At 70.0% G+C, this 26,067-nt stretch carries 22 protein-coding genes and 1 tRNA gene; 14 read left to right on the top strand and 9 right to left on the bottom strand.

From position 1 onward, the window contains the following. Window positions 1-18 precede the first annotated feature (18 nt). From topA to Q9S78_RS05890, 7 genes are all read left to right on the top strand, one after another. A complete protein-coding gene (gene topA / locus Q9S78_RS05860; RefSeq protein WP_311869424.1) occupies window positions 19-2,682 on the top strand; it encodes a type I DNA topoisomerase in 2,664 nt (887 codons plus the stop codon). Continuing rightward, complete coding sequence (tmk, locus tag Q9S78_RS05865; RefSeq protein WP_311869425.1) at window positions 2,679-3,314, top strand: dTMP kinase; 636 nt, start codon at window positions 2,679-2,681, stop codon at window positions 3,312-3,314. The genes topA and tmk overlap by 4 nt, the downstream gene beginning before the upstream one ends. Window positions 3,315-3,344: 30 nt before the next feature. Continuing rightward, complete coding sequence (locus Q9S78_RS05870) at window positions 3,345-4,499, top strand: DNA polymerase III subunit delta' (protein ID WP_018187058.1); 1,155 nt, start codon at window positions 3,345-3,347, stop codon at window positions 4,497-4,499. Beyond that, on the top strand, window positions 4,496-6,049 hold the full coding sequence (locus Q9S78_RS05875) for an alpha/beta hydrolase (protein WP_311869427.1): 1,554 nt from the start codon (window positions 4,496-4,498) through the stop codon (window positions 6,047-6,049). The genes Q9S78_RS05870 and Q9S78_RS05875 overlap by 4 nt, the downstream gene beginning before the upstream one ends. Window positions 6,050-6,117: 68 nt before the next feature. Continuing rightward, a tRNA-Thr gene (locus Q9S78_RS05880) sits at window positions 6,118-6,193 on the top strand. Window positions 6,194-6,210: 17 nt separating this feature from the next. Beyond that, a complete protein-coding gene (locus tag Q9S78_RS05885) occupies window positions 6,211-6,600 on the top strand; it encodes a hypothetical protein (protein WP_311869429.1) in 390 nt (129 codons plus the stop codon). Between the two features lie 36 nt (window positions 6,601-6,636). Next, the gene (locus tag Q9S78_RS05890) at window positions 6,637-8,871 is read left to right on the top strand and encodes an MMPL family transporter (RefSeq protein ID WP_311869431.1); all 2,235 of its coding nucleotides are present in this window, start codon (window positions 6,637-6,639) and stop codon (window positions 8,869-8,871) included. A 9-nt stretch (window positions 8,872-8,880) separates the two neighbouring features. Here Q9S78_RS05890 and Q9S78_RS05895 read toward each other — a convergent pair whose 3' ends face one another. Continuing rightward, on the bottom strand, window positions 8,881-9,270 hold the full coding sequence (locus Q9S78_RS05895; protein WP_018187062.1) for a DUF3054 domain-containing protein: 390 nt from the start codon (window positions 9,268-9,270) through the stop codon (window positions 8,881-8,883). 63 nt (window positions 9,271-9,333) lie between these two features. On the opposite strand from Q9S78_RS05895, the gene Q9S78_RS05900 reads away from it, so the two are divergent. From Q9S78_RS05900 to Q9S78_RS05920, 5 genes are all read left to right on the top strand, one after another. After that, complete coding sequence (locus Q9S78_RS05900; protein WP_311869433.1) at window positions 9,334-9,951, top strand: isochorismatase family protein; 618 nt, start codon at window positions 9,334-9,336, stop codon at window positions 9,949-9,951. Next, complete coding sequence (locus tag Q9S78_RS05905) at window positions 9,948-10,643, top strand: DUF2510 domain-containing protein (protein ID WP_051090670.1); 696 nt, start codon at window positions 9,948-9,950, stop codon at window positions 10,641-10,643. The genes Q9S78_RS05900 and Q9S78_RS05905 overlap by 4 nt, the downstream gene beginning before the upstream one ends. A gap of 62 nt (window positions 10,644-10,705) precedes the next feature. Next, a complete protein-coding gene (locus Q9S78_RS05910) occupies window positions 10,706-11,893 on the top strand; it encodes a glycosyltransferase (RefSeq protein ID WP_311859321.1) in 1,188 nt (395 codons plus the stop codon). A gap of 80 nt (window positions 11,894-11,973) precedes the next feature. Continuing rightward, window positions 11,974-13,785, top strand: coding sequence for a glycoside hydrolase family 15 protein (locus tag Q9S78_RS05915; protein WP_311869435.1), 1,812 nt, complete (start codon window positions 11,974-11,976; stop codon window positions 13,783-13,785). Window positions 13,786-13,820: 35 nt separating this feature from the next. Continuing rightward, a complete protein-coding gene (locus Q9S78_RS05920; RefSeq protein WP_116228321.1) occupies window positions 13,821-14,717 on the top strand; it encodes an SDR family oxidoreductase in 897 nt (298 codons plus the stop codon). 57 nt (window positions 14,718-14,774) lie between these two features. On the opposite strand, the gene Q9S78_RS05925 is transcribed toward Q9S78_RS05920, so the two are convergent. The 3 genes from Q9S78_RS05925 to Q9S78_RS05935 are packed head-to-tail and all read right to left on the bottom strand — an operon-like array spanning window position 14,775 to window position 17,993. Further along, window positions 14,775-16,304 carry a tripartite tricarboxylate transporter permease gene (locus tag Q9S78_RS05925; RefSeq protein ID WP_311859323.1) on the bottom strand — a complete coding sequence of 510 codons (1,530 nt, stop codon included), beginning with the start codon at window positions 16,302-16,304 and terminating at the stop codon, window positions 14,775-14,777. Window position 16,305: 1 nt separating this feature from the next. Beyond that, on the bottom strand, window positions 16,306-16,902 hold the full coding sequence (locus Q9S78_RS05930) for a tripartite tricarboxylate transporter TctB family protein (protein WP_311859324.1): 597 nt from the start codon (window positions 16,900-16,902) through the stop codon (window positions 16,306-16,308). Then, the gene (locus Q9S78_RS05935) at window positions 16,899-17,993 is read right to left on the bottom strand and encodes a tripartite tricarboxylate transporter substrate binding protein (protein WP_376716530.1); all 1,095 of its coding nucleotides are present in this window, start codon (window positions 17,991-17,993) and stop codon (window positions 16,899-16,901) included. The genes Q9S78_RS05930 and Q9S78_RS05935 overlap by 4 nt, the downstream gene beginning before the upstream one ends. 59 nt (window positions 17,994-18,052) lie before the next feature. Here Q9S78_RS05935 and Q9S78_RS05940 point away from each other — a divergent pair, with 59 nt between their 5' ends. Continuing rightward, complete coding sequence (locus Q9S78_RS05940; RefSeq protein WP_311859328.1) at window positions 18,053-19,315, top strand: sensor histidine kinase; 1,263 nt, start codon at window positions 18,053-18,055, stop codon at window positions 19,313-19,315. Then, the gene (locus Q9S78_RS05945; RefSeq protein WP_311859330.1) at window positions 19,312-20,025 is read left to right on the top strand and encodes a response regulator; all 714 of its coding nucleotides are present in this window, start codon (window positions 19,312-19,314) and stop codon (window positions 20,023-20,025) included. Before Q9S78_RS05940 ends, Q9S78_RS05945 begins: the two co-directional genes overlap by 4 nt. A 66-nt stretch (window positions 20,026-20,091) precedes the next feature. On the opposite strand, the gene Q9S78_RS05950 is transcribed toward Q9S78_RS05945, so the two are convergent. The 5 genes from Q9S78_RS05950 to Q9S78_RS05970 are packed head-to-tail and all read right to left on the bottom strand — an operon-like array spanning window position 20,092 to window position 26,051. Next, window positions 20,092-22,332 carry an exo-beta-d-1,3/1,6-glucosidase gene (locus tag Q9S78_RS05950; protein ID WP_311859332.1) on the bottom strand — a complete coding sequence of 747 codons (2,241 nt, stop codon included), beginning with the start codon at window positions 22,330-22,332 and terminating at the stop codon, window positions 20,092-20,094. Continuing rightward, on the bottom strand, window positions 22,329-23,342 hold the full coding sequence (locus Q9S78_RS05955; RefSeq protein WP_311859333.1) for an ABC transporter permease: 1,014 nt from the start codon (window positions 23,340-23,342) through the stop codon (window positions 22,329-22,331). The genes Q9S78_RS05950 and Q9S78_RS05955 overlap by 4 nt, the downstream gene beginning before the upstream one ends. Before the next feature lie 2 nt (window positions 23,343-23,344). Beyond that, window positions 23,345-24,424, bottom strand: a complete 1,080-nt coding sequence (locus tag Q9S78_RS05960) for an ABC transporter permease (RefSeq protein WP_311859335.1) — start codon at window positions 24,422-24,424, stop codon at window positions 23,345-23,347. Continuing rightward, complete coding sequence (locus tag Q9S78_RS05965) at window positions 24,421-25,230, bottom strand: ABC transporter ATP-binding protein (RefSeq protein ID WP_018187079.1); 810 nt, start codon at window positions 25,228-25,230, stop codon at window positions 24,421-24,423. The genes Q9S78_RS05960 and Q9S78_RS05965 overlap by 4 nt, the downstream gene beginning before the upstream one ends. After that, window positions 25,227-26,051: an ABC transporter ATP-binding protein gene (locus tag Q9S78_RS05970; RefSeq protein ID WP_018187080.1), complete on the bottom strand. Its 825-nt coding sequence runs from the start codon at window positions 26,049-26,051 to the stop codon at window positions 25,227-25,229. Before Q9S78_RS05970 ends, Q9S78_RS05965 begins: the two co-directional genes overlap by 4 nt. Window positions 26,052-26,067 lie beyond the last annotated feature (16 nt).

A 26,067-nucleotide genomic window follows, 5' to 3' on the forward strand; every position in this document is an offset into this window, starting at 1 on the left:
ACGAAGAAAGGACGCCACGTGGCACAGGGCAAGAAGCTCGTCATCGTCGAGTCTCCGACGAAGATGCGCTCGATCCAGGGATACCTGGGTGACGGTTACGAAGTCATGAGTTCGGTCGGACACATCCGCGACCTCGCCGACAAGAAGGACATCCCCGCGGATCTGAAGAAGACCTCCGTCGGGAAGTACTCCATCGACATCGAGAACGACTTCACTCCTCTTTATGTGGAGAGCGACCGCGGCAAGAAGACGGTCACCGAGCTCAAGCGAGCCCTGAAGAACGCCGACGAACTCCTCCTCGCCACTGATGAGGACCGCGAGGGCGAAGCCATCGCGTGGCACCTCCTCGAGACCCTGAAGCCCAAGGTCCCTGTCAAGCGGATGGTCTTCCACGAGATCACGAAGGACGCCATCCAGGCCGCGGTGAAGAACACCCGCGAACTCGACCACGCCCTCGTGGATGCCCAGGAGACCCGACGCATCCTCGACCGCCTCTACGGCTGGGACGTCTCCGACGTCACCCGCCGCAAGGTCGGCCAGGGCACGAGCGCCGGCCGCGTCCAGTCCGCCGCCACCCGCATGGTCGTCGAGCGGGAACGCGAGCGCATGGCGTTCGTCTCCGCCTCGTACTGGGACGTCGACTCCACCGCCGTCAAGGGATCGGATGCCTTCGCCATCCGGCTCGCCCGTCTCGACGGCGCACCGTTGGCCCGCGGCACCGACTTCGACGACACCGGCTCGCTGAAGAAGGCCGTCGTCGTCCTCACCGAGGACCAGGCGCGCGAGCTGGCGGCAGCTCTCGAGGCGTCGGGCGCGGCATCCGTCGTCAGCGTCGAGGCCAAGCCCGGCACGCGCAGCCCGAAGCCGCCGTTCACGACCTCGACCCTCCAGCAGGAGGCCGGTCGCAAGCTCTCGATGAGCGCCAAGCACGCCATGGGCGTTGCGCAGCGGCTCTACGAGAAGGGCTACATCACCTACATGCGCACCGACTCGACCGCTCTGTCGGCGCAGGCGGTCACCGCCGCGCGCACCCAGGCGGTCGCGCTCTACGGCGACAAGGCCGTGCCCGCGAACCCGCGCAGCTACCGCAACAACGCCAAGAACGCGCAGGAGGCACACGAGGCGATCCGTCCCTCGGGTGACACCTTCCGGACGCCCAAGGAGGTCACCTCCGGCCTCGACCGCGACGAACTCCGCCTGTACGAGCTCATCTGGAAGCGCACCGTCGCCAGCCAGATGGCCGACGCGAAGTACGAGACCACGACCGTGACGATCGACGCGGATGCCGCCGGCAAGACGGCGACGTTCACGGCATCCGGCACCGTCTACACCTTCAAGGGGTTCCTCGAGGCCTACGAAGAGGGCCGCGACGAGAAGCGCAGCGACAACGACCGCGCCGACGACCAGTCGCTGCCGTCGCTCGCCGTCGGCGACGCTCTAAAGCTGACCGACGTCGAGCCGAAGGGGCACGCGACGAGCCCCAAGCCGCGCTACACCGAGGCATCGCTCGTGAAGGCGCTCGAGGAGCACGGCATCGGTCGTCCGTCGACCTTCGCGAGCATCATCGACGTGATCCTCGACCGCGGGTACGTGTCCAAGCGCGGCCAGGCACTCGTGCCCAGCTGGCTCGCCTTCAGCATCGTGCGCCTGCTGGAAGAGCACTTCGCCGACCTCGTCGACTACGACTTCACGGCGGCGCTCGAAGACGACCTCGACTCCATCGCCCGCGGAGAACAGAACCGCGCCGCGTGGCTGCGCGAGTTCTACTTCGGTTCGAAGGACCACGTGGGTCTGCGCAACATCGTCGACAACCTCGGCGACATCGACGCACGCGAGATCAACTCGACGAAGATCGGCGACGTCGCGGTCCTGCGGTTCGGTCGGTACGGGCCGTACCTCGAGGTGCCGGGCGATGACCCCGAGACCCCGCGCCGCATCAACGTGCCCGAGGATCTCGCGCCCGATGAGCTCACCCCGGAGAAGGCGCGAGAGCTGATCGACGCGCCGGTCGGCGGCGACCGCGTCCTCGGACAGAACCCCGAGAACGGGCGCGACGTCGTCATCAAGGACGGCCGCTTCGGCCCCTACCTCGAAGAGGTCCTCCCCGAAGAGGAGGCGCCGGCCGAGGAGGTCAAGCCCAAGCGCGGTGCGAAGAAGGTCGTCGCACCCAAACCCAAGCGCGCGTCTCTGTTCAAGAGCATGTCGCCCGAGACGATCGATCTCGAGACGGCGCTGAAGCTTCTGTCGCTTCCGCGCGAAGTCGGCACCGACCCCGAGTCGGGCACCGTCATCACTGCGCAGAACGGCCCGTACGGTCCCTACATCAAGAAGGGCACCGACTCGCGGAGCATCGCCAGCGAGGACATGATCTTCGACATCACGCTGAAGCAGGCCCTCGAGATCTACTCGCAGCCCAAATACGCGAACCGCGCCGCGACCTCCATCAAGGAGTTCGAGGCCGATCCGGTCAGCGGCAAGCCGATCCGCATCAAGGACGGCCGCTTCGGCGCCTACGTCACCGACGGGACCACCAACGTCACGATCCCGCGCGGGCAGACGGCGGACGACATCACCTTCGAGATCGCCGTGCAGATGCTGGCCGAGAAGCGGGCGAAGGGGCCGGCGCCCAAGCGCACGACCCGCAAGCCCGCCGCACGCAAGCCGGCGGCGAAGAAGAAGTGACCTCCGGGCTCTGGATCACCCTCGAAGGTGGCGACGGCTCGGGTAAGACGACGCAGGCGACCCTGCTGGAGCAGTGGCTCCGTGAGCAGGGTCGCAGCGTCGTCCGCACGCGCGAACCCGGCGGCACCGAGGTCGGCGTGCTCATCCGCGACATCGTGCTGCACCACCGCGGCGACATCGCCCCGCGCGCCGAAGCACTCCTCTACGCGGCCGACCGGGCGCACCACGTCGCGACGCTCGTGCGGCCCGCGCTCGAGCGCGGCGAGGTCGTCATCCAGGACCGCTACCTCGACAGCTCCGTCGCCTACCAGGGTGCCGGAAGGGTGCTGGACGGCGGCGAGATCCGCGACCTGTCGCTGTGGGCCGCCGAAGGTGCGCTGCCCGACGTCACCGTCCTCCTCGACGTCGACCCGGCGACCGCGCGGGAACGATTGGATGCCGCCGACAAGCCCTTCGACCGACTCGAAGCCGAGAAGAGCGCGTTCCACGAGCGGGTCCGCGCCGCCTTCCTCGCGTTGGCGGATGCCGAGCCGGAGCGCTTCCTCGTCGTCGACGCCACGCAGGCGATCGACGAGATCGCCGACGCCATCCGGGCGCGGGTGTCCGAGCGGCTGTCCACACTCTCGTCCTGAGGGTCGCCGGCACCTCGTAGGCTGAACCGCATGACCTCCACCACCGTCGACACGCTCCCGTGGGGCGAGGTCTGGGGCCAGGACGAGGCCGTCGCTCAGCTGCGGGCAGCGGCATCCGATCCGTCGCAGCTGGCCCACGCGTGGCTCATCACCGGCCCGCCCGGATCGGGCCGCTCGACCCTCGCCTATGCCTTCGCCGCGGCGCTCATCGCCGAGCCCGGCGACGAGAACGCGATGCGCCAGGTCATGGCGCGCACGCACCCCGACCTGGCGGCGCTCCGCACCGAAGGCGTCATCATCTCGATCAAGGACGCCCGCTCGCTCGTCGAGCGCTCGTACTTCTCGCCCTCCCTCGGCCGGTACCGCGTCATGGTCATGGAAGACGCCGACCGCATGGTCGAGCGCACGAGCAACGTCCTCCTCAAGGCCCTTGAAGAGCCGCCCGAGCAGACTGTCTGGATCCTCTGCGCGCCGAGCGACGCCGACCTCCTCCCCACGATCCGCTCGCGGGTGCGCATCCTGCGGCTGCGCGAGCCGGACGTCGCCGACGTCGCGCGGCTGATCGTCCAGCGCACGGGCGTCGACGAGGCGATCGCGGAGCAGTCCGCGCGGCTCGCCCAGCGACACATCGGCATGGCGCAGCGGCTGGCGACGGATGCCGCGTCCCGCGAGCGTCGCGATCGAACCCTCCGGGGGGTCCTCCGCGTGCGCGGGGTCGGCGACGCCGTCGAGGTCGCCGCGTCGATCGTGCAGTCTGCGACCGATGACGCCAAGGCGTTGACGGCGACCCGTGACGAGGGGGAGCGCGAGGCCCTCCTGCGGACGTTGGGGGTCGCGCCCGGAGGCGCCGTCCCCCCCGCCGTCCGGAGCCAGGTGAGCGCCCTGGAGGACGAGCAGAAGCGCCGTGCGACGCGCAGCCTCCGCGACGGGATCGATCGGGTGCTCACCGATCTCGAATCCCTCTATCGCGACACCCTCATGCGCCAGTTCGGTCGCGACACCGACCTCATCAACCGCGAGCTGACACCGGAGATCGACGCCATGGCCGCCGCGTGGACGCCGCAGCACACCCTGACGGTGCTCGACGCCATCGCGCTGACACGCACGAACCTGCAGGGCAACGCCGCCCCCGCACTCGCCCTCGAGAGCATGCTCATCACGGTCGCGACGGGGCGCCCGCAGTGACCCGCGGGTTCTGGCGCCGTGCGGCATCCGTTCTCCTCGCCACCGGGGCGGTCGCGGCGCTGCTCGCGGCGTGCACGCCCACCGCTCCCGCTCGCCCTGGTCCCGACCGGACCCCGATCACGCAGGGGGCTCCGGCCGGCTTCGAGGAGTACTACGGGCAGAAGGTCGACTGGGAGAAGTGCCGGGGAATCGGCGAGGGTGACTATTACTGCGCCTCCGTGACGGCTCCCCGGGACTGGGCGGACGCGGACAGCGGCGACATCCAGCTGTCGATCATCGTGCGCCTCGCCTCGGGCGGGACGTCGAAGGGATCGCTGTTCGTGAACCCCGGCGGCCCCGGAGCGAGCGGTGTCGACCTGGTCCAGCAGGCGGCGGAGTTCGCCGTCGGCAGCGATCTGCTGGACAGTTACGACGTCGTGGGGTTCGACCCGCGAGGTGTCGGACGGTCGACGCCTGTGCGCTGCTTCGACGCCACGGCCATGGACCACTACCTCTTCGACATCCCCGCGGCTCCCCGGGGTACGCCGGAGCGATCCGCCGAGCAGCGCGCGTCGGCCGAGTCCTTCGCCCGCGCCTGCGACGTCAACAGCGACGGCGTGCTGCCCTACGTCACGACCCAGAACGCCGCCCGGGACCTCGACCTGCTTCGCGGGGTCCTCGGCGATGAGAAGCTCGCCTACCTCGGGTATTCGTACGGGTCGTTCCTCGGCGCCACCTACGCTGAGCTGTTCCCTCGGAACGTCGGTCGCGTCGTCCTCGACGGCGGTCTGGACCCCTCCATCCCCGGCGCGGTCGTCGGGGCGCGGCAGGCCGTCGGGTTCCAGTCCGCCCTCGACGCCTTCTTGGAGAACTGCATCGAGGGATCCGACTGCCCGTTCGACGGACCAGTCGCGAACGCCCAGCAGCAGCTCTCCGACGCACTGGCCGCCGTCGACGCCGCACCGCTGACGGCGACCGATGGACGGAAGCTGGGTTCGGACGCCCTCGTGATGGGCATCGTGTCGGCGCTCTACAGCGAGGGGAACTGGAGCACGCTCTCATCGGCCCTCGCCGCGGTCCTGCAGGGTGAACCCGACGCGATGTTCGAGCTCGTCGACCGGTACTACAACCGCTACGACGGGCGGTACCTCGACAACTCCACCGAGGCCTTCTCGGCCTACAACTGCATGGACTACCCGCCGGACTCCGACGACGTCGTCGCGGCGGCGAACGCGGAGGTGGCGAAGGACGCGCCGACCTTCGCGCCGTACTGGACGTCGGACGTCGACCTCTGCGACGCCTGGCCGTACCCGCCGACCGGGACGCGGAACGAGATCCACGCCGACGGTGCCGCGCCGATCCTCGTGATCGGGACGACGAACGACCCCGCAACGCCGTACGAGTGGTCGGCTGCGCTCGCGAAGCAGCTGAGCTCCGGCATCCTGCTCACCCGTGTGGGGGAGGGGCACACCGGTTTCAACAAAGGCAACGCCTGCATCGACGACACGGTCGTCGCGTACTTCGACGAGGGCACGGTGCCCGACGGTGACGTGCGCTGCGAGGCCGGTTGATCCCTGCGTTCGCAGCATCGCTTCAGACCCTGTAGGATCGATGATCGTGCAACGCGCGAGCGAAGCGCGCCACCTTAGCTCAGACGGCAGAGCGATTCACTCGTAATGAATAGGTCAAGGGTTCGATTCCCTTAGGTGGCTCCAGAACAGAGGACACACGGGTGACACAAGCCCTCGATGCGATTCTCGAGATCTTCACCTGGGTGGGATTCGGCGCTGCCGTCGTCCTCGGAATCGTCGCCGTGGTCGTGTGGGCCTCCGACGGGAGTTGGCTCGCGGCCGAGGCCTACCTCGATGAGGACGGACGGACGCTCCGCTGGATCGACAGCGAGGGAGACGTCAACTCGGCTCCTCTCGACGAGTCCGATCGCAGCCGCATCGGGGCCGACCACACGGCGAAGATCTGGTACCGCCACGGATGGCACGACCGGATGCGGTTCACCCGGCGTCCGCCCGCGCTGAGGATGCTCACGGGTCTCGCCCTCGGGGGTGCGACCCTCGGGATCGCCGCCACCGTGGCATCCATCATCGTGTTCTTCGTTCGGTCCTGATTGCTGAAAAAGAGTATATCTAGCTAATCTAGGTATATGTCTCCTGCATCGACGCCCTCGCGATGGCTGCGCATCGCGCTTCCGCTCGTCCTCGTCGTCATCTGGCTGGCCGGAGGGTCGCTCGGCGGACCGTACTTCGGCAAGGTCGACGAGGTCTCGACGAACGACCAATCGAGCTTCCTGCCGCAGAGCGCGGAGTCGACGCAGGTGCAGGAGCGTCTGGGCGATTTCCTCGGCGGGGACGCCATCCCGGCGCTCGTCGTGTTCGATGCCGGCCGCGCTCTCGACGGGCCTCAGCTCGACGCCGTCCAGACGATCGCCGACCGGATCGCGGATCTTACGGGCGTCCAGGAGGTCTCACCGGCGATCCCCTCCGAAGACGGCGAGGCGGCGCAGGTGGTGGTCTCGATCGACTCCGGCGGCGAGGTGACCGACATCGTGGGCGAGGTCCGCGAGCTGGTCGCCGCCGATGCGCCCGACGGCGTCAGAGCGTGGGTCACCGGGCCTGCGGGCTTCACCGCCGACCTCGCCACAGGCTTCACCGGGATCGACGGGCTCCTGCTGCTGGTCGCCCTCGGCGCGGTGTTCGTCATCCTCGTCATCGTCTACCGATCGCCGCTCCTTCCGCTCCTCGTGCTGCTGACCTCGGTGTTCGCCCTCTGCGTGGCGTTGCTGAGCGTCTGGTGGCTCGCCAAGGCAGGCATCGTCGTCCTCAACGGGCAGGTGCAGGGCATCCTGTTCATCCTCGTGATCGGAGCCGCCACCGACTATGCGCTGCTCTACGTCGCCCGCTTCCGCGAGGCCATCGGGGAGGGCCGGAGGAGATGGGATGCCGCGACCGCGGCCTGGCGGGGGTCGGTCGAGCCCATCCTCGCCTCGGGCGGCACCGTCATCGCGGGCCTCCTGTGCCTGCTGCTCAGCGACCTTGCGAGCAACCGCGCGCTCGGGCCCATCGCCTCGATCGGCATCGCGTTCGCGATGCTCTCGGCGCTCACCTTCCTCCCCGCTCTCCTCGCCCTCGTCGGACGTGCGGCCTTCTGGCCGTTCATCCCCAAGGCAGGCATGACCGAGCTCCCGATCGACCTGACACAGCCCGCGCGCGGACTGTGGGCACGTCTCGCGCGGTTCGTCGCGCGTCGCGCGCGGATCGTCTGGATCGTCTCGACCGTGGTGCTGCTGGCGGCATCCGTCGGCGTCACCCAGTTGAAGGCGGAAGGCGTTCCGGCGAGCGAGCTGGTCCTCGGGGCGTCGCAGGCGCGAGACGGTCAGGCGGTGCTCGCCGAACACTTCCCGGCGGGATCGGGCAGTCCGCTGTACGTGATCGTCCCCGAGGCAGAGGCTCCGGATGCCGCCGAACTCATCGCGGATCAGGACGGGGTCGAGTCGATCGGTGTCGTGTCGGCCGATGCTCCCGCCGGGCAGGCAGACGCGACCGTCGAGGACGGCGAGCTCGTGCTCACGACGCAGGGCCCTCCCGGGACTCCGGCGCCGACGGCCACCGTCGACGGCGGCGACGTGATGCTCGTCGCGACGCTCTCGGACGCGGCGGATTCGCTCGCGGCGGAGCAGACCGTGCGGGACCTCCGCGACGCGATCGCCGGGAGCACGCTCGACGCGGTCGTGGGAGGCACCACCGCCGTCGACCTCGACACCAACGACACGTCGATCCGCGACCGGACGGTGATCATCCCCGTGATCCTCGTGGTGGTGCTGCTGATCCTCATGCTGCTGCTGCGGTCGATCCTCGCGCCGGTCTTGCTGATCCTCAGCGTCATCGTGTCGTTCGCCGCCGCCCTCGGTGTCAGCGCGCTCGTCTTCACCGAGGTCTTCGGCTTCCCCGGCGGCGACCCGGCCGTGCCCCTCTACGGCTTCGTCTTCCTCGTGGCGCTCGGCATCGACTACAACATCTTCCTGATGTCGCGGGTGCGGGAGGAGTCGGTCCGACACGGGACGCGCCGCGGCATCCTCCGCGGTCTGGTCGCCACGGGCGGGGTCATCACCTCGGCGGGGCTCGTGCTGGCCGCGACGTTCGCCGCCCTCGGCGTCATCCAGATCCTGTTCCTCGTGCAGCTCGCCTTCATCGTCGCCTTCGGGGTGCTGCTCGACACGTTCATCGTGCGCTCCCTCCTCGTCCCCGCCCTCGCGTACGACATCGGCAGGACCATCTGGTGGCCCTCGAAGCTCGCGCGCTCGGGCGTCGACGAGACGCCGGAGCCACCCGTCACCGAGGAGATGTCGCGCGCCGAGTACCGGCGGACGCTCGAGCCCTGACGCGCGGGGTCAGCGGGCGCGTCGCCGCACGATGAGTGCGGCGACGGCGCGCCAGCCCACGAGCATCAGGAGCAGGACGGATGCCGCGACGATGACGAAGGCCACCTGCACCCCCTGACCGGTCAACACCCGCAGGAGCATGCCGCCGGCGACGGTGACGATCCACAGGGGGATGCCGGTGCGCCGCACCGCCAGCGGCGCGCGCCACGCCAGCACGCCCAGCCACCCGACGATCAGCGCGAGCAGGAAGGGTCCCGCCGTCGTCGCCAGCCCTGCGAACGCCGCCTCATCATGGCTGGCGCGACCGATCGCGGCGAAGACCGTCACGAGGACGGCGTCGATCCCGAATGCGGCGAGGATCCCGCCGGTCGTGGTGGTCTGGCGGGCGGGGGAGTCCATGCCGCCAGGGTAGTCGCGGCATCCGCCGTCCACGTCGCGCTCAACTGGTCGTACCCTCGAGTCATGACCCGAGCGCTGTTCATCGTCGATGTGCAGAACGACTTCACCGAGGGCGGCGCCCTGGGAGTCGACGGCGGTGACGCGGTCGCCGCCGCGATCACGGCCCATCTGGCGCGCCACGCCGAGGAGTACGACGTGATCGTCGCCTCGCGCGACTGGCACGACGGTGACGGGGACAACGGAGGGCACTTCTCGACGAGTCCCGACTACATCGACTCGTGGCCCGTGCACTGCGTGGCCGGGACGCCCGGGGCGGACTACGACCCCGGCCTCGACACCTCCGCCGTCACCCACCACGTGAAGAAAGGGCAGGGGATCCCCGCCTATTCGCTCTTCGAGGGCGTGACGGATGCCGGTGAGACGGTCGACGACATCCTGACCGCCCACGGCGTCGTCGAGGTCGATGTCGCAGGCATCGCGACCGACCACTGCGTGCGCGCGTCGGCTCTCGATGCGATCGCGCACGGCCGGCGCGTGCGGATCCTCACGGATCTGATCGCCGGCGTCGCGCCCGCGCCGAGCCAGGCGGCCCTGGCGGAGCTCGCCCACGCCGGCGCGGAGCTCGTGGCAACCGGCGACGGCGACCGCCCCGCCGCCGACGTCGGTGAGGGCGAGCGGTGAGCCGTCAGGCGCCCGCGGGCTGGTACGCCGATCCGGGGGAGCCCGGACAGCTGCGGTGGTGGGACGGCTCCGACTGGGCTGCCGACACGGTCGCGCCGACCCCCGCGCCCGATGCCGCCCCGGCCGTCACGACGCCGCCGGCACCGTCGGCACAGCCGGCAGACTCAGCCGCGCCCGCCGCCCCCGCCGCGAAGCCCCGGTCAGCTCCCGCCGGTGCCGCCCGGAGCGGAACCCCGTCGAGCGGCACCGTCTGGATCTGGCTCGCCATCGCGGCATCCGCTCTGCCCCTGTACACCGGGGTGTTCCTCGACGCCCGGACGATCGTGCGGCTCGGGGGTCCGTCTGGCGGGCTCACCCCCGCGGGCTGGATCGCCGCCGCTCTCGCCCTCCTCGTCGTGATCGACGTCGTCCTCGTCGCGGCCGCCGTCCTCTTCGCGTGCCTCGACCACCGCGCTCTGCGCGGCCGCGGCCTCGATGCGCCCTTCGCGTGGGGGTGGGCGGCGCTCGCGTTCGTCCTCACTCTGGGGGTCTACGTCGTCGGGCGCTCCGTCGTCGTGCACCGCCGCACGGGCGGCGGTCTCGCACCGCTGTGGACGTGGACCGCCGTCACGGTCGTCGGCCTCGTCGTGTTCGCCGTGTGGATCGCAGGGTTCTCGGACGCGGCGTGGGTCGCGGTCACCACGTCGCGCTGATCTTCACGTGATGGACATCTCGGGTTCATCGGCTCCGCACGGCGTCCCCTGAGCATGGGGGGATGAGCCGTCCTCGCGTCCTGTCGCTGTACGAAGGCCTGTTCGCCGGTGGTGCGCGGGTGCTGCACACGAACGTCATCACCGGGCTCCACCTCGACGGATCGCACGAGCACGCGGTGCTCTCGATCGCGTCGCAGGCCCGCCGCGAGGGTGCGCTGCAGCCGATGAGCGCCGATCCGAGGTACCGGTGGCTGCGCGAGGCGGGCATCGAGGTGTCCGACCTCGGGCGCGAAGCGGGCGCCCTCCCGCCCGACCCCGAGAGCTTCTCGGACGCCGAGCTCGACGTCGCCGCCGCCGCCGTCGCCCGCGCCGACGTGATCCTCACGCTCAAGGAGCAGCCGTTCGGGCTCCTCCTCGCCCTGGACGCCCGCGGTCTCCTTCCCGACGTCCCGATCGCCGCGTGCCTCCACAGGTCCGACCCGACCCACTCGGGCCCCGCCATGCGCTGGCTGGGGGAGCTGGCGGCATCCGGTCGCCTCACCTCGACCATCTCGTGCGCCGAATCGACGAGCGACGCCTACGCCCGCTTCACGCCGCCGTCCGTGGAGAGGTTCGTGATCCCGAACGGCATCGACCTGGCTCGCTACCGCCCGAAGCCCCATGAGCGGATGCCGCTGCGCACGCGCCTCGGCATCGCGCCGAACGTCCCCGTGATCCTCCTCGCCGCACGCTTCGACGCGATGAAGGACCCCGGGCTCTTCCTCCGCGCCGTCGGTGCACACGCGGCGCGGGACAGCCGCGCTCAGTACGTCATGTGCGGCGCGGGGATGACCGCCGACAACGCCGCCCTGACGGCGGCGATCGCGGAGGCGGGGGCTCCTGCCGAGCGCGTCCACCTGCTGGGGATCCGCGACGACATGCCCCGCGTCTACCGCGCGGCCGACATCGTCGCGCTGACGAGTGCGTTCGGCGAAGCGTCGCCGCTCTGCCTGATCGAAGGTGCCGCGAGCGGAGCGACCCCGGTCACGACGGCAGTGGGGGACTCCGCCCAGGTGGTGGCGGGCATCGGACTCGTCACGCCGCACGACGCGCAGGCGATCGCGTCCGCGTGGACGAGGGTCATCGCGCGCCGGCCTGATTATCGCGCGGCCGCGCTGGCGGCGCGTCCGCGCATGGGGGCGGACCGCATGCTCGACGAGTACCGCGGTGCGATCGACGGTCTCGCCGAGCGCGCCGAAGCGGCGGCCTGACGTCCCCAGCTCCCGTCACACATCGTCGACGGGGTGTCAACCGGCATCCCATCCTTCGCGGCCCCAGCGAGACTCGAGCAGTGGCATCCCTCGACGACATCGGCCCCGGCCAGGACCTGCGCAGCTACGCACCGATCGGCGACGGTCGGACGATCGCGCTGATCGGGCTCCGCGGACAGATTGACTGGATGCCGATCCCCGGCATCGACGACCTGCCCATCTTCGGGCGGCTGCTGGACGATGACGCCGGCGGCTGCATCGAGCTCGAACCCGTCGAGGAGTACGAGGTACGGCGGCGGTACCTGCCGCGCACCAACGTGCTCGTCACGACGTTCACGACCGCGTCGGGCACGGCCAGCGTCACCGACGCTCTCGTGACGGGTGTCGCGGGACGGCTGCCGTGGGCCGAGCTCGCCCGCCGCGTCGACGGGGTCACGGGCGAGATCGCGTTCCGCTGGCGCGTGCAGCCCGGCACCTCGCTGAAGACCGCCGCGCCCTGGCACGACCGCGCGAACGATCGCAGCATCCTGCGCTCAGGGCTCACGACGATAGGCGTGACCGGACGCGACTACGGTCCGGAGCCCGCGGCGTCGGCCGACGGAATCGCCACGGGTCTGGCGGGCGGCTTCACGACCGCGGAGGGCAGCCGCCACCTGCTGATCATCGTCGGCACGCACGACGAGCCCATCCACTTCCCCGACCCCGACAACGTCGACCGCGGGATCGACCGGACCATCGAGGCGTGGCGCGCCTGGTCGCGCGAGTTCTCGTACGAGGGGCCCTGGGCGCGCGACGTGCAACGGAGCGCCCTCATGCTCAAGATGCTCATCCACAGTCCCACCGGCGCGATCGCGGCGGCCGCGACGACCTCCCTCCCCGAGGACCTCACGGGCGGGAAGAACTGGGATTACCGGCTCGCCTGGGTGCGTGACCTGGCGTACACCGTCGATGCCCTCATCGGCTTCGGGCTGCGGGAGGAGACCCACGCGGCGATCTCATGGCTGCTGCGGACGATCCGCCGGCACGGGCCGGAGCTCCACGTCATGTACACCCTCGACGGCGAGCTCGACGGGCACGTCACCGAGTACGACGTGCCCGGCTGGCGCGGCGTCGGTCCGGTCGTCACGGGCAACCCCGCCCGCGAGCAGGTACAGCTCGGCGTGTACGGCGACCTGTTCGCCATCTGTCGCGCCTACGTCGAGGCGGGGAACGCGCTCGACGTCGAGACCGGCCGCATGCTGTCGATGTACGCCGACAAGGTGTGCGACGCGTGGCGGAACCCCGATTCCGGCATGTGGGAGCTCCCCGAGGTCCGTCACTACGTCTCATCCAAGATGGGATGCTGGCAGGCTCTCAACGACGCCGTCCGCCTCGCCGAGCTCGGCCAGATCCCGGGCAGCAGCGAGCGGTGGGCGGCCGAGGCATCCCTCGTGCGCGAGTGGGTCGACGAGCACGGGTGGTCGGAGTCGCGCGGCGCCTACGTCATGGCCCAGGGCAGCCGCGACCTCGACGCATCCGTCCTGCTGCATTCGCTGAGCGGCTTCGACCGGGGTGAGCGGATGTCGCGCACGATCGATGCGCTCACGGGCGAGCTCGGTGAGGGACCGCACCTGTTCCGCTACACCGGGATGCGCGACGAGGAGGCGACGTTCGTCGCGTGCTCCTTCTGGCGTGCCGCGGCGCTCGTCTGCGTGGGCCGGCACGACGAGGGCATCGCGGCGATGAACGAGCTCGTCGCCTCCGGGAACGACGTCGGCATGTTCGCCGAGATGATCGACCCCGACGGCGGGGCGTTCCTCGGCAACCTCCCGCAGGCGCTCAGCCACCTCGCGCTGATCCGCGCCGCACTCACGATCCGCGACCTGGTCGGCGACGACGCCGACGCCCGCTGACGACCATCACGACCACCACGAAGAAGGAGAGCACGATGTCACGCGACCAGTACACGTTCACGAACCCGGTGGAGCTCTATTCGCACATCCAGCCGCAGAAGGGTCACCAGAGCGAGCCCGGCCTCGACGCCGACCTTGCTCCGAAGGCGGACCTCGGCGAGGACAGCTACCGCGGCACCGGCCGCCTCACGGGTCGGAAGGCGCTCATCACGGGCGGCGACTCCGGCATCGGAGCGGCCACCGCGATCGCCTTCGCCCGCGAGGGCGCCCACGTCGCCCTGTCGTACCTGCCCGTCGAGGAGGAGGACGCGCAGCGGATCGCCGGCATTCTCCGCGAGGCCGGCGCGACCGTCCTCACCCTTCCGGGAGACCTACGCGACAAGGACTACTGCGTCGATCTGGTCGCGAAGGCCGTCGAGGGCCTCGGCGGCCTCGACATCGTCGTCAACAACGGCGGCAAGCAGATCTTCAACAAGGATCTGACCACCCTCGAGGACCAGCAGTTCGACGACACGTTCACGACGAACGTCGACGCGATGTTCTGGATCACCAAGGCGGCGCTGCCGCACCTGCCGGCGGGCGCGACGATCATCAACACGACGTCGATCCAGGCGTACTCGCCGTCCGAGACCCTCGTCGACTACGCCTCGACGAAGGCGACCATCAACGCCTTCACGAAGGCGCTCGCGCAGCAGCTCGCCCCGAAGGGCATCCGCGTCAACGCGGTCGCTCCGGGACCGATCTGGACGCCGCTGCAGGTGTCGGACGGTCAGCCCCAGGAGAAGATCGAGTCGTTCGGCGAGGAGACCCCGCTCGGACGCATGGGCCAGCCCGCCGAGCTCGCCCCGGCCTACGTGTTCCTCGCGTCGGCCGAGTCGAGCTACGTCCTCGGCGAGACCCTCAACGTCAACGGCGGTATGCCGACGCCGTAAGCGCGGACGACGAAGGCCCCGATGCGCTGCGCATCGGGGCCTTCTCGCGTCTGCGTGTCAGACGCCGACCGTCTCCTTCGCGGGGGCCTTCGCCTGCCTGCGGGCGACGACCTTGCCGCGGATCGCGAACACCAGGACCGCGGCGAGCAGCGCGTAGAGCGTGATCGAGATGGGTCCCTCCACGAGCACCGAGAAGTCGCCGTTGGCGCTCATCGCGGCATCCCGAAGGCTCGTCTCGGCCAGCGGCCCCAGCACCATGCCGATGATGAGCGGCGCGAGCGGGAAGTCGAGCGCCCGCATCAGGAAGCCGAGCAGCCCGATACCGAGCAGCATCACGAGGTCGAACGTCGAGCCCGACGTGGCGTAGATGCCGAGCCCGCAGAACAGCGTGATGCCGGCGTAGAGGTAGGGGCGGGGGATCAGCAGGAGCTTCGCCCAGAGCATCGCGAACGGCAGGTTCAGGATGAGGAGGACCACCATCGCGATGAAGAAACTCGCCAGCAGGGCCCAGACGAGCTCGGGAGCGCGGTCGAACAGGAGCGGACCGGGCTGCAGGCCGTACTGGCGGAAGGCCGCGAGCATGATCGCCGCGGTCGCCGAGATCGGCAGGCCGAGAGCCAGCAGGGCGCCCATCGCCATGCCGGTCGTCGAGTTGCCGGCGGCCTCGGGCGCGGCGAGCCCCCGGATCGCACCCTTGCCGAACATGGGGTTCTTGCGGCGCTTGTCGAGTCGCTTCTCGAGGCCGTAGGCCAGGAAGGTCGGGATCTCCGACCCACCGGCCGGGATGACGCCGAACGGCAGGCCGATCGCGGTGCCGCGCAGCCACGCGGGGGTCGCTTCTTTGAGCTCGCGGCGGCTCAGCCACGGGCGACCCGTCGGCCGGATGAGCGCCTTGTTCGTCATGTGGCGCTCGAGGCAGGCGACGTAGATGACCTCGCCGAGCGCGAGGATCGCAACCGTGACGGTGACGAGCGAGATGCCGTCGAACAGGTTCGGCGAGTCCATCGTGAACCGGGGCGCGCCTGAGACGCCGTCGATGCCGATCACGGCGATGCCGAGGCCGATGAACAGCGACGTCAGCCCCTTGATGGCGCTGTCGGCCACCACCGACGAGGTCGCGGCGAACGCGAAGACGGCGAGGGCGAAGAACTCCGCCGGCCCGAACCTGCTCGAGAAGTCGGCGAGGGCGGGAGCGACGAAGACGACCACGATCGAGGCGACCATGCCGCCGATGAACGCGCCGATGGCGGCGGTGGCGAGCGCCTGCGCGGCCCGACCGTTCAGCGCCATCTTGTGCCCTTCGAACGTCGAGGCGATGGCGGATGCCTGACCTGGTGTGTTCATCAGGATGCCCATCGTCGAATCGCCGAAGAGCCCACCGAAGTAGACGCCGGCGAACATGATGAACGCCGCGGTCGGGTCGAGCGAGAAGGTGATGGGCAGCAGGAGCGCGACCGCCATCGACGATCCGAGCCCCGGAAGCACGCCCACGGCGGTACCGAGGAGGCATCCGATCAGGACCCACATCAGGTTCGCGGGGGTGAGTGCGCCGGCGAAGCCTTCGCCGAGAAGTGTCAGGACGTCCATGTCAGAACCCTCCGAGGATGCCGGACGGGAGGGGCATCCCGAGGGCCATGTCGAAACCGATGTAGGCGACTGAACTGAGCGTGAAGCCCACGATCAGACTGTGGATGGGCCGGGTCGCTCCGAACGCCTTCGCGACGCACCAGAAGAGCAGGCCCGCCGCGATGATCCACCCGAGGAATTCGAGCAGGAAGGCGAAGGCGAGGAACGGGAGGACCACCCAGGCGAACGAGCGGATGTCGACGCGCACCGGTGTCGCCGCGGGCTCTTCACCCGCCGCTTCGGCCCGCGCCGCGTCGATCTCGGCCGTCAGGGCGTCGGGCGTCGCTCGGATCTCGCGGACCGCTCCGACCGCGAGCACGGCGGCGAAGGCGTAGAGGCCCCCCGCGATGATGCCGGGGAAGAACTGCGGACCGGGGAAGTCGGTGCCTTCCGGCACCCGCATCGTCAGGATGCCGACGACGAGGTACGTCGCGAATGCGGCGAGGATGAGGGGCATCGTGAGCCCCTTCAGCAGGGCGGCGGCTCCGGGGCCCGAGACCAGACGCAGGCGCTGGCCGACGACGGCGGATGCCGAGGTGGGGTTGGCGGGGAAGGTCACAGGCCCATCTCCTCGTAGAGACCGCGGATGCGCGTCTCCTCGTCTTTCAGGAACGCGTCGAGTTCGTCGCCCGTGATGATGCGTTCGTTCCAGTGGTAGCGCTCCATCGCGTCGGCCCATTCGGAGGTCGCGACGCTCTCGAGGACGAGTTCGGTCAGGGCTTCGCGCTCGCTGTCCTCGAGGCCGGACGGTGCCGAGAGGGACCGCCAGTTCGTGAGCGAGACGTCGTACCCCTGCTCGATGGCCGTGGGGATGTCGATCCCCTCGACGGGCTCGTTCGCGACGAGGGCGAGAGCGCGCAGGCGCCCGGCCTCGATCTGGTCGATGTTGTCGGGGTAGCCGCCGGCGGCCGCCTTCGCGGTGCCGTTGAGGAGGGCCTGGATCGCCTCGCCGCCGCCGTCGGACGAGATGTACGTGGTGTCGACGGGGTCGATACCGGCCGAGAGTGCGAGATCGGTCACGACCAGCTGGTCGAACGATCCGCCGCCGGTCCAGGGGAGGGCCTTCGGATCCTCCTTCCAGCCCTGCACCAGGTCGTCGAGGGTCTCGTATGGGGAGTCGGCGGGGACGACGATGACGTCGTACTCCTCGACGACCACGGCGAGAGGCGTGACGTCGTCGAGCGTCGCGGACGAGTTGAACTGGATCGTCGCGGCCAGCAGGCCCGTGCCGCCCACGAGCATGTTGTTCGGCTGACCCTCGAGCACCGAGACGTTGCCGAGGGCGATCGTGCCGCCGGCGCCCGGCATGTTGACGACCTGCACGTTGTTGACCAGGCCGTTCGCCTTCTGCGCCTGCTGCAGTTCGCGGGCGACGCCGTCCCAGCCGCCACCGGCGGCGGCCGGGGCGACGATCGTCATCGACGCGTTGATGTCGTTGCCGGTGCTCGCCGAGGCGATCGAACCGGCGGCCGCCGTGCCGATGGCCGCGGCCGCGATCACACCGCCCACGACGCGGCCGATCACGGTCCTGCGCCGGTTCGGCGGAGGCTGCGGGCTGTCTGTCTGGGTCATCATCGCTCCCTTTCGCGCGGACGTCGTCGTCTCCGCGAGATCGAAATAGGATGACAGCGCGCGGTGCGGCGGCGGCATCCTCCGGCACTTGTTCTCTTAAACGCTCACGCATCGCGCACGGACGGGAATGGTGAACGATGGCGTCTCCGCGGCGGCCCCGCGCGCTCCGGCTCGTGCTGCTCGTCCTGCCCTCGGTCGTCACCCTCGCGGCACTGTCGGCGACGCTCGCGGTCGCGATGACCGTGCAGGAACGCACGATCCGGGACGCGACCGCCGAGCGGGTCATGGGCGTCGCCCAGAGTCTCGCCGATCTCGCCGACGTTCGGACGACGCTTGCGACGGTGACGGATGCCGGGACCCCGGCCGACCTCGCCGACGCCGGCGACCTCGCCGCGGCGACGACGGCGCTGCAACCGATCGCCGAGCTCGTGGGGGAGTCCGCGGGCGTCTACTACGTCGTCATCACCGACGACGAGGGCGTCCGGATCACGCATCCGCTGGCGTCGGAGCGCGGGGTGCAGGTCGAGACGACGAACTCCTCGGTCCTGCGGGGCGAGACCTTCCTCGGCACCGAGCGCGGCGCCTCGGGACCGTCGCTGCGCGCGAAGGTGCCGGTGCGCGCGAGCGATGGGACGGTCGTGGGCATGGTCGCCGTCGGTGTGCTCGAGTCGAGCATCGCCGCCGACCGTGACGCTGCCCTCGCCGCGCTGCTGCCGTGGGGGATCGGCGCGCTCATCGTGGCCTCCCTCGCCAGCTCTGCGCTGACGGCGATGGTCGAGCGCCGCTTCCGGCGAGCGGATGCCGTCGCCGCCGAGAATGCGCAGATGCGTCGCACGACGGTGGCCCTGCGCGAACAGGCGCACGAGTTCGACACACGGCTCCACGTGATCCACGGGCTCGTCTCGCGCGGGGACGCGGCGGAGGCCCTCGGGTACATCGAAGAGGTGACGCCGGTCCGGACGTCCGGCTCGCCTGACGGCGGCGAGCCGGTCGCGGCGGCGACGATGCATGCGGTGCGCGCGGAGCTCCTCGATCTCGGTGCGCAGGCCGAGTTCGACGTCACCCTCGATCGTGACCTGGACGACGGCGCGGTCTCGGTCGTCACGAACCTGTGTCGCAACGCCGGCGAGGCGGGGGCGCGGCGGGTGCGCTGCGTGCTCCGCGATGCGGACGGGCGCCTGTTCGGCGCCGTCGAGGACGATGGCCCCGGCATCGACCCGAACGCGGCGGCGCGGATCTTCGCTCAGGGTTTCACCACGAAGGACGACGCGTCGGGCTTCGGTCGCGGCTACGGACTCGACACGGTCCGACGGACCGTGTCGTCGCGGGGCGGCACGATCGAGGTGGGTGCCTCCGCCCTCGGCGGCGCGCGATTCGCCTTCGAGATGGAGCGCGTGTGAGCGAGCGACCGATCCGGGTGCTGGTCGTCGACGACGACCAGGGTGCGCGCGCCCTTCATTGCCGGTTCGTCGATGGGGTGCCGGGGTTCACCGTCGCGGGCGCCGCCGGAACCGGGCGCGACGCGCTCGCGCAGAGCACGGCCGGAATCGACCTCGTCCTGCTCGACATGCGCCTTCCCGACATCAGCGGCATCGAGGTGCTGCACCGGTTGCGCACCTTCGGTGACGCCGGTCCCGACGTGCTCGTCATCAGCTCGTCGCAGGATCAGACCACGGTGCGCCAAGCGCTCGCCGCCCGGGTGGCCGGCTACCTCGTGAAGCCGTTCACGGAGGCCGCGCTCCGCGAACGGTTGGAGCGGTATCGCGAGGAGCGGCAGGCACGCACGGATGCCGGGCGTGAGCGCCCCCTTGCGCAGAGCGACATCGATCGACTGCTGGCGACCGGAGGCATCCGCACCGTGTCTGCGTCGTCGAGCGGGCCGCGTGCGCTCCCGAAGGGCCTGGCGGTGCCGACGTTGGAACGGGTCCTCACGGCGCTGGACCCCGGGACGGGCCGTTCGGTCGTCGAGGTCGCGGAGGCGTGCAAGATGTCGCGCGCGACCGCTCACCGCTATCTGACGCACCTCGCCGAGACGGGCGCGATCGTCGTGTCGCACCGGTACGGCAAACGCGGTCGGCCCGAGGTGCTGTACCGGCTCGCGCCGGGGTGAAGCGGGGAGTCGCCACGGCGAGGGGCGGGTGACACCACGACACCCGCCCCTCGCTGTTCCGTCGCGTCAGCGGATCTCGAACGAGACCGCCCGCAGCACCTCGTCGCGGGACGACGGCCCGATGAGGAGTTCGAACTCCCCGGGTTCCACGATGCGGCGGCCGGCCGCATCCACGATCGTGCAATCCGACGCCGGCAGGTCGATCTCGACCGTGGCGCTCGCACCCGCGGCGAGGTCGACGTGCCGGTAGGTCTTCAGTTCCTTGTCGGCCCAGCTCACCGAGGTCACCGTGTCGCGGACGTACACCTGGACGATCTCGTGCGCGGGGCGCTCGCCGGTGTTCCGGAGCGTGATCCGTGCGCGGACCGTGTCACCGGCCGAGACGACGGGCGTCAGGACCTCCGCGTCGCCGTACTCGACGGTCGTGTACGTCAGGCCGTCGCCGAACGCGAACGCCGGCTGCTGCGTGAGGTCGGCGTAGCGGTCGCCGTGCTGGCCGCGGATCTGGTTGTAGTACGTCGGCTGCTGACCGGCGTGCCGTGCGAACGAGATCGGCAGGCGACCGGCGGGTTCGATCTCGCCCAGCAGCAGCTCAGCGATGGCTCGTCCGCCCTGCATACCCGGGTTCGCGACCCAGACGACGGATGCCGCGCGCACCGACTCCGGCAGGATCAGCGGCTTCGACGCCATCAGCACGACGACGAGCGGCGTGCCCGTCGCGGCCAGGGCGTCGAGCAGGGCGCGTTGCCCGCCGATGAGGTCGAGCGTCGCGGTGGACCGGCCCTCGCCGACGAGCTCGATGCGGTCGCCGACGACCGCGACGACGACATCGGAGCGTTCCGCGAGCGCAACGGCCTCGGCGATCTCGGAGGCATCGGGCTCCTGCGGTGCGACGATCGGCGGCCGGGGCTGCCCGTCGGGGAAGACACCCGCGGGATCGTCGGTGAGGTCCAGGATGCCGGCGCCCCGGGCGTGCTCGACGGTGCCGCCGCTGAGCTCGCGGAGCCCGTCGAGGACCGTCGTGATCTGCGCGCGCGGGTGGCCGTCCGGCATCCAATCGACCTGCCCGGATGAGCCCGCCCAGTCGCCGAGCTGCGTCTGCGCGTCGTCGGCGAGCGGGCCGACGACGGCGATCCGGCGTGTGGTGGGTGCCAGCGGGAGAGTGCCGTCGTTGCGGAGCAGGACCAGGGAGCGCCGCGCGACCTCGAGGTTGAGGTCGGCGTGGGCGCCCTGCGCGATGACCGTGGCGATGCGTTCCCGGTCGGGCAGGCGGGGGTTCTCGAACAGCCCGAAGCGGAACTTGAGCGACAGGATGCGCGAGACCGCCTGGTCGATGTCGGCCTCGGCCAGCATCCCGCGCTCGACGGCCTCGAGAGCGCCGGCGTAGAACCCGGGCGTCGTCATGACCATGTCGTTGCCGGCCTTCACGGCGGCGGCCGCGGCGCTGGCGTAGTCGGGCTGCACCTTCTGCTCCCACACCATGCGGCCGACGTTGTCCCAGTCGGTGATGAGGGTGCCGGTGTAGCCCCATTCGCCTCGCAGCACGTCGCTGAGCAGCCAGTCGTTCACGGTGATCGGCACACCGTCGGTCGTCTGGTAGCCGAGCATGAAGGTGCGGCATCCCTCCCGCGCGACGCGCTCGAACGGCGGCAGGAACCAGGAGCGGAGCTTTCGCCGCGAGATGTCGGCCTCGCTCGCATCGCGGCCACCCTGCGTCTCGGAGTATCCGGCGAAGTGCTTCGCGGTCGCGAGGATCGCATCGGGGTCGTCGAGGCCGTCGCCCTGGTAGCCGCGCACCATCGCCGAGGCGAGCTCGCCGATGAGGAACGGGTCCTCACCGAACGTCTCGCCGACGCGCCCCCAACGGAGGTCGCGGGCGATGCAGAGGACGGGGGAGAACGTCCAGTGGATGCCGGTGGCCGCCACTTCGGCGGCCGTCGCCTTCGCGACGCCCTCGATGAGGTCCGCATCCCACGACGCGGCCATCCCGAGCTGCGTCGGGAAGATCGTCGCGCCCTCCCAGAACGAGTGGCCGTGGATGCAGTCCTCGGCGACGAGCAGCGGGATTTGCAGGCGCGTCTGCGAGGTCAGCTCCGCGGCGCGGAGCACCTTCTCGGGGGACGTGTGCAGGATCGACCCGGCGTGACGCGCGAGCACGATGTGCTCGAGCTCCTCGCGGGCGTCGAACTGCATCATCTGCCCGACCTTCTCGGGCAGCGTCATGCGCCCGAGCAGGTCGGCGACGCGCTCGTCGACCGGCAGGGAGGCATCCAGGTACGCGGCGGAAGCAGTGTCGACGGTCGTCATTCGCGGGCCTCCCGGCGGCTGGTGGGGACCTCGACGGCGCGGACGGCGGTGACGGCGTCGTTGACGTTCAGGCCCTTCTTCTTCATCGCGCGGGCCCGTTCGCCGGCCGAGCGCAGGCGCGGGTTCACGTACTCGTCGATGCCGAAGTTGATGAGCGACAGCGCCACGCCGATGGCGGCGATGCAGAGGCCCGGGGGCAAGTACCACCACCACTGGTTCTGGCGGAACGCGCCCTGTGCGCTCGCCCAGTTGAGGATGGTGCCCCAGTTGTACGTGTTCACCGGGATGACGCCGATGTACGACAGGGTCGTGAGGCCGAGGATCGCGGCCGTCACCGTGCCGACGAAGCTCGCGGCGATGAGCGCCATGAGGTTCGGCAGCATCTCGACGGTGATGATGCGCCGCAGCGGCTCGCCGTTGGCGCGCGCGGCCTGGACGAAGTCGCGGTTGCGGAGCGACATCGTCTGCGCGCGCAGGACGCGCGCGCCCCAGGCCCAGCCGGTGATGCCGAGGACGGCGGCGATGAGGACGAGCGGCGGCTCCTCGAACATCGACGCGACGATGATGATGAGCGGCAGCCCCGGGATGACGAGGAAGACGTTCGTCAGCGCCGAGAGGCCCTCGCTCTTCCACCCCCGGACGTACCCCGAGACGACGCCCACGACGATCGCGATGACCGTCGCGAGGATGGCGGCGAGGAAGCCGACGACGATCACTCCGCGGGTGCCGTGGATGACCTGGCTGAGGACGTCCTCGCCGATGTGGGTGGTCCCGAGCCAGTGCTCGGGGGAGGGCGGCTGGAAGCGCGCGGTGTTGTCGACCTGCGTCGGCGAGAACGGTGCGAGCACGTCCGCGAAGATCGCGACGAGGACGAAGAAGCCGAGGATCACGAGTCCCGTGATGGACTTGCCGTTGCGGAACATCGCGAACGCCGATCCGAGGCGGGCCCAGAACGTGTTCGGCGTCGGGTCCTCGGTGCGGGCCATGCGGATGGTGGCGGTGGTGGTCATGGTCAGGCCTCCGTCTGGCGGGTGCGCGGGTCGAGGAACGCGTAGGCGATGTCGGCGAGGATGTTCGCCACCAGCACCGACAGCGTGATGACCAGGAAGACGCCCTGCATGAGTGCGTAGTCCTTGCCGTTGGTGGCATCCAGCAGCAGCTTTCCGACGCCGGGGTAACTGAAGACCATCTCCATGACGATCGTTCCGCCGACGATGAAGCCGATCGACAGTGCGAAGCTCTGGATCTGGGGGAGGACCGCGTTGCGGGCGGCGTAGCGCCACAGCACGCGGGAGTTCGGCATGCCCTTGGCCTGCGCGACCGTGATGTAGTCCTCGTCGAGGACCGTGAGCATCATGTTGCGCATGCCGAGCATCCAGCCACCCAGGGAGGCGATGATGATCGTCACCGCGGGGAGCGTCCCGTGATGGATCACCTGCCCGATGAACTCCGGAGTGAACTCGGGTGAGTAGCCGACGCCGTACGCCTTGCCGATCGGGAACCACTTGAGGTTGACCGAGAAGAGGGCGATGGCGAGCAGCCCCAGCCAGAAGTACGGGATGGTGCTGAGGAAGGTCGTGATCGGGATCATGATCTCGGAGCGGCTGCCGCGGCGCCACCCGATGACGGCGCCGCCGATCGTGCCGACGAGGAACGAGATGATCGTGGCGAAGCCGACGAGTCCCACCGTCCACGGCAGGGCCTGGCTGATGACCTCGCCGACGGGACGGAGACCGTGCAGGAGCGAGACGCCGAGGTCGCCGCGGAGCATGAGGCCCCAGTAGTCGATGTACTGCTGCCACATCGACTTGTCGGTGTCGATGCCGAGCAGGGCGCGGAGCGCGTCGGCCGCCTCGGGCGTCACGTTGCGGTTGCGGGCCAGGTACTGGTCGACCGCGTCGCCCTTCATGAGGCGGGGCAGGAAGAAGTTGATCGTGATCGCGGCCCACAACGTGAAGAGGTAGAACAGGGCGCGACTGCCGAGGAAGCGCCACGGGATGCGGGAGCGTCCCTTGACGGTCGTGGTCGCGGTCGTGCCGACCTCGAGCGCGTCGGGCGTCTCGACGGGGAGCTGGGGTTCGACGGCGGTCATCGGGTACCTCCGGAGAGTCCCGGAGCCGACGCGAAGTGGCTCTCGGGGTCGGGGGACGCAGCGCGGAGCTCCTGCGTGTACGGGTTCTGGGGACGCAGGATCACGTCGTCGGCGGTGCCGCTCTCGACGACCTTGCCCTGGTTGAGCACGAGGATCTCGTCGCTGAAGTGGCGCGCGGTCGCGAGGTCGTGGGTGATGTAGAGCACCCCGAGTCCCTCCTCGCGCTGCAGGTCGGCGAGGAGGTTGAGGACGCCCATGCGGATCGACACGTCGAGCATCGACACCGGTTCGTCGGCCACGAGCAGGCGAGGGCGGGATGCCAGGGCCCGGGCGATCGCGACGCGTTGCCGCTGCCCGCCCGAGAGCTCGTGAGGACGTCGATCGATGACGGAGTCGGGCTCGAGGCGTACACGGTCGAGGAGGCGGCGCACCTCGTCTTCGACCTCCCTCTTCGGGACGACGTCGTCCAGGCGCAGGGGTCGCTCGATGTGGTGGCGGATCGAGTGGTAAGGGTTCAGGGACGCGAACGGGTCCTGGAACACCATCCGCAGCTGCTGCCGGTAGTCGCGCAGACCCTTGCCGCGGCGGGGGATGGGCTTCCCGTCGAGGCGGATCTCGCCGCTCGTGGGCGTCTCGAGCTGGGTGAGGATCTTGGCGATCGTGGACTTGCCGCTGCCGGACTGGCCGACGAGGCCGATCGTCTGGCCGGACGAGAGGGTGAACGAGACGTCGTCGAGGGCCTTCATCTGGCCGGCTCCACGGACGTGGTACACCTTCGTGACGCTGTCGAACTCGAGTGTGGTCATCGGACGACGACCCCCCTTTCACCGGTCAGCCGCGGGAACGAGGACAACAGCGTGCGCGTGTACTCGTGCTGCGGGGCGGTCCAGATGCGCTCGGCGGTGTCGATCTCGACGATCTCGCCCTTGCGCATGATGGCGATGCGGTCGCTGATCTCCAGAAGCAGCGGCAGGTCGTGGGTGATGAAGATGACGGAGAAGCCGAACTCGTGTCGCAACTGCGAGATCTGCTTGAGGATCTCGCGCTGGACGAGGACGTCGAGCGCGGTGGTGGGCTCGTCCATGATCATCAGCTGCGGTCGGAGGGCGAGTGCCATGGCGATCATGACGCGCTGGCGCATGCCGCCGGAGAGTTCGTGCGGGTACGAACGGCTGCGGGCGGCGCCAACCTTGACGATCTCGAGCAGTTCGTTGACCGCGTCCCGTCGTGCGGCCCGGTTCATGTCGGGGCGGTGCACCTCGAAGACGTCGGCGAGCTGCGAGCCGATCGTGGCGACGGGGTTGAGGGCGTTCATCGCGCCCTGGAAGACCATGGAGATCTTGTCCCAGCGGAAGCGGCGCATCTCTTCCGGATCGAGTGAGTTGACGTCGATGTCTTCGCCGGAGACGTCGCGGAAGGTGACGGATCCGCTGGAGATGACGGCGGGCGCCTTAAGCAGGCGCTGCACACCGTAGGCGAGGGTGGTCTTTCCGCAGCCGCTCTCGCCGGCGAGGCCGAGGATCTCGCCGCGGCGCAGTTCGAGGCTGACGTGGGTGACGGCTTCGACCGGCGGGTCGACGTCGTAGACGACGGAGAAGTCGTCGACGGACAGTAACGAATCGCGCATCAGTGCGTGCTCGCTT

Origin of the sequence: Microbacterium aquilitoris (assembly GCF_031932285.1) — a bacterium.
GTDB classification, from domain to species: Bacteria; Actinomycetota; Actinomycetes; order Actinomycetales; family Microbacteriaceae; genus Microbacterium; species Microbacterium aquilitoris.